This is a genomic window from Yersinia sp. 2542 StPb PI (assembly GCF_048593855.1).
Lineage (GTDB): Bacteria > Pseudomonadota > Gammaproteobacteria > Enterobacterales > Enterobacteriaceae > Yersinia > Yersinia enterocolitica_E.
The window spans coordinates 1-3,900 of sequence record NZ_JAZGQA010000280.1 but is presented as its reverse complement, the minus strand read 5'-3'; the positions used below and the strand labels follow the sequence as shown (position 1 = coordinate 3,900).

Sequence of the window (3,900 nt, the reverse complement as noted above, 5' to 3'; positions counted from 1 at the left end):
TTACTGGTTTGAGGGATTTGATAAGGAGCAACTTCCTGTTGAATTGGAGCCGCTGTGGGAAGATACCTGACTGTATTGGCTTTGATTTGACAGCTATCAGTGCAACACTCAATCAACACTGTAATCAGCTATGAGCGACAAGCGGAAATAAACATATCTGTTAAAGTGGCTAAATTTAGCTATCCACTACAACCTACATTCGGAATAATAAGATGATGATCCCAAACTACGGTGAAATGTACCGGTATGGAGAGCCGGTTTCAACGGCGTTTGTGGAATCAACAATTAATGAAGTGATCGCCAGAAGAATGGCCAAAAAACAGCAGATGCAGTGGAGCAGAAAAGGTGCACATTATTTGTTACAGACCCGGACCGCTGTTTTGAATAACGAGCTGCGGGATAAATTCTCCTGCTGGTATCCGGGGTTCTCGATGGACGAACAAAGCGACGGAAAGGTATCAGCGATGGCAGCATAGATTACGGCTGGCCCACACTTTTTCATGCCCTCACTCCTAGAGGGGTCGTTTGGGAAACGGAAATTTTTGTACTATAGTCGGATAAGCACAGCCAGTTGACTGACTGTGCTCTCCAAACTGATCCCCTAAGAACGGAGCGTGCGACTTTCACCGCACTCTGCTAGTAGTAAGTTATTAATTACCACTTGTAGCACATGAACTGGGCCATAAGTGGTAAATAGCCACCTCAAAAGTTGTATTTCACTCCTAACATTACAGCAGTATCACTATAACCTTTATTACCAATCTGCTGGCCCACATTACCCCAGAGATTCACTTTTCTATTAATCTGCCCTTCCACACCCACTTTTAACTCGCCAATATTCGCTGCACCGTCCTGACTTACTGTGACGTTATTCAGTGTGGTACCAATGTCCTTGGTGTTGTGGACCCAGTTAGCTTCGACAAACGGCTGGAATACGCGCTCTTTGCCTTTATCCTGATCGCTGTAGCCATTCATAAATGCCTTCACCCCCAGACGGGTCTGAATATTACCATCGCCTTCACCCGATACAATGGTGCCGTTGGTTTCTTTATGGTCGTCCGATTTTACGCCCATCCAGGTCACCTGCGCTTTAGGCTGGATAAAGTAAGTGGCATTTTTCGCTACATTCTCACCCATTTTAAAGGTATAGCCACTTTCAATAGAAGTGCTTATCCCTTTAGACTTGTACTCTTCAGTCGCCAAGGCCTGCCCATCAACAGTGTTGTTGAACCAGCTGTATTGCATCCAGCCATCCACATACAAACCCGACTTATCGACCTCGTTGGCGTACCAGGTACCGTATACACCGGTACTGTAACCATCAATAGATCCTTTGGCATTATAACCTGTCTCTTGTGAAACGGTGGTGCTCTTACTATTACCGTAACCCGCCATGACCCCCAGGTGGAAACGGTCCATACCGTTATTACTCCACTGTGCAATATCGCCCCCCAGTTGCACCACATAGCGGTTGGCCTGTGTGTTCAACTGCCCGTTGATATCGCGTGAGCGGTTATGCCCCCCTTCATTTCTGAGCCACATACTAGTCACTTTTTGCTCACCGGTCAGAGCATCAATATACTGTGTTTCCCCCAAGCGATCATGTAAGCGGGTCACAAACATATTGTTGGCTGCAGCCAGGTTAGCCGTATAGGCCCCAGCTTCCGGGCGTTGCACCGGTACAGAAGGTGGCAGGTCAGGGTCTGGATTAGAGACGAGTTCATTGGTCAAATACCAGTTATTGGTATTCACTCCTGTCCCTCGGACTAACGAGTATTCGTAAGCACCTGCCACAATACGCCCATTCTTAACAAAATCACCGTCAGACATGCCGTTAACTTGTATCAGTTCAATACCATTCAGGGTAGCCATACCAATACCGCCGACATTATTCACACTCACGAATGAGGTGCCTGAGGTATTGCCATTAACCACCAGTTTATCAGTTGCTGAGGTATCATCATTCAGCACCGTATTGAAATTCAGTAAACCGTTATTTCCAATATAATCACCAGTGACCGTCAACACAGTACCGGGAGCCCCGTTAAGGTTGATTACACCAGCGTTAACTAAGCTGTTAACATCAGAATTACCTGTCAATATCCAGGAACTTGAAGAGTCTAAAGCTATTTTAGCTGCGTTTTGGGAATAACCAGACCATTGACTGTCATTCTCAAGAGACAAAGAAATATTGCTAGTTGAATCTGCAATAAGGCCTCCCGAAATAGCAGATTTATCTCTTGCTGTGATATCCATAATGGAATTATTTCCTGCACTAGCAAATTTATTAGAGGCGCTATGAGTCACAGTATTAATCAACGATACTTGGCCTATGGAATTTCCAGAAACAATAACATTGTCTTCAGCTATAATAGTGCTATTAAAAAACTCAGCCGTAGCTCCAACTCTAGTTGCCTGAGCGGTAAAATTTATTGCTGATGATTTAGAGGATAATAGGCTATTTGAAATACTTAAATCGCCCAATTCACGTAATGTTACTGCATATGTATTTAGCCCTTCAGTTAAAACATTAACGTTAAAACCGGTAAATTTTCCAGCAACTGAAATTCCATCCGCTCGATCATTACCATGAGTGATAATATTAATATCATTAGCTATTACTTCAGAACCATTGTTAATATTTATTCCGCGAGCTAAATCTGCAAAAGTTTCAACTGTAGTGTTTGCAAGATTGACAATTCCGGCATCAACAGTAACAGCATGTGATTGTATACCAGCTGTTTTGATTACTCCATTAGATAAATTAATTACACTACCTGCAACATAACTCAGTATTCCGTATGATTTGAAATCTAATGTATTAATATTAATAGTATTTAGGTTTAAAGTCCCCCCTGCACCGTGAATACCCGCACTATTTTCGGAAGAAATATCAATAGTTACATTAGACGCTCCGACTACTCCCCCATTTTCGGCAGTTATACCATATGATGTAAGACCACTAACATTGATAGCTACATTATTTAAATTAACCACCCCTCCATTTAATGCGTTAACAGCGTTACTAGTATTACCCAGAGTATTTATAACGGTATCGGTTGCAGTAACTAACGAATTTATACCATCAGCCGATACAGCATTTCCAGCGTTAGCTGTATGTATGACTGAATCTCCGCTTCCAATAACCAGAGATTGGTTTGCACCAGCGTTAACATTAGTAAATACCGTTGCACTCACAGTTTGTACATTGGTGAAAAAAATAATTCCCGATATGGATAGTACTAATTTATTTTTATTAAATATATGCATGGGTGAATACCAAGTTTCATTTATAAGAGGATGGATAAAAATGACATAAAAATTAAGTATAGCCATTCTTGTTGCATTGTAAACTCGCCTACTTTTGCTCCTGGTACTATGTTGATAGTAATACCGTTAACACCATTTAAAGCAGATATAGAACTCGCATCATCAATATCAAGATGCCTCAATAGGTTAAATACTTGCCCCCTCAGAATCAGTGGTCTTTGCGGTATCGCCAGATAATAAAGTTGTCATATCCATGTTAACCGTCTTTGTGAAATTAGAGGCAACTGTAGCTTGACTGACTAAACTGGCTAGAACAGCGATTGCTGTAAAGTTTCGATTAACATTCATGATTAACCTTCAGTGATAAATAACCATATATAGGTAGTATAGTAATGCTGTCATTTTTCGAAGTCATATAAAACAATCAGTTGAAAATGAATCAGTGATTTTTCTATTGAATAGCCGTGGGCTGCACTAGTTATACATAATCTATTACAGATTATAGGCGACTAGCAAACTAACCGAATTAACTAATTAACTTTAAATTAGCAGTCAATTAAACTGGGAGTAATCTTGTATTTATTAAAAATGACATGATAATCAATGCAATATGAAATATCATACAACTAG

1 protein-coding gene and 1 pseudogene are annotated in these 3,900 nt (G+C 41.0%); one reads left to right on the top strand and one right to left on the bottom strand.

The features are described from left to right. Positions 1 to 191 precede the first annotated feature (191 nt). Positions 192 to 476 (top strand): annotated as a pseudogene (locus V1952_RS20490) (ISKra4 family transposase); the annotation flags it as partial. 226 nt (positions 477 to 702) lie between these two features. Here V1952_RS20490 and V1952_RS20485 read toward each other — a convergent pair. Then, positions 703 to 3,336, bottom strand: coding sequence for an autotransporter outer membrane beta-barrel domain-containing protein (locus V1952_RS20485; protein WP_050123326.1), 2,634 nt, complete (start codon positions 3,334 to 3,336; stop codon positions 703 to 705). Positions 3,337 to 3,900 lie beyond the last annotated feature (564 nt).

Bases quoted from the DNA above. Each gene is read 5' to 3' on its own strand.
- V1952_RS20485 (WP_050123326.1), bottom strand. From the start codon at position 3,336: ATGGCTATACTTAATTTTTATGTCATTTTTATCCATCCTCTTATAAAT.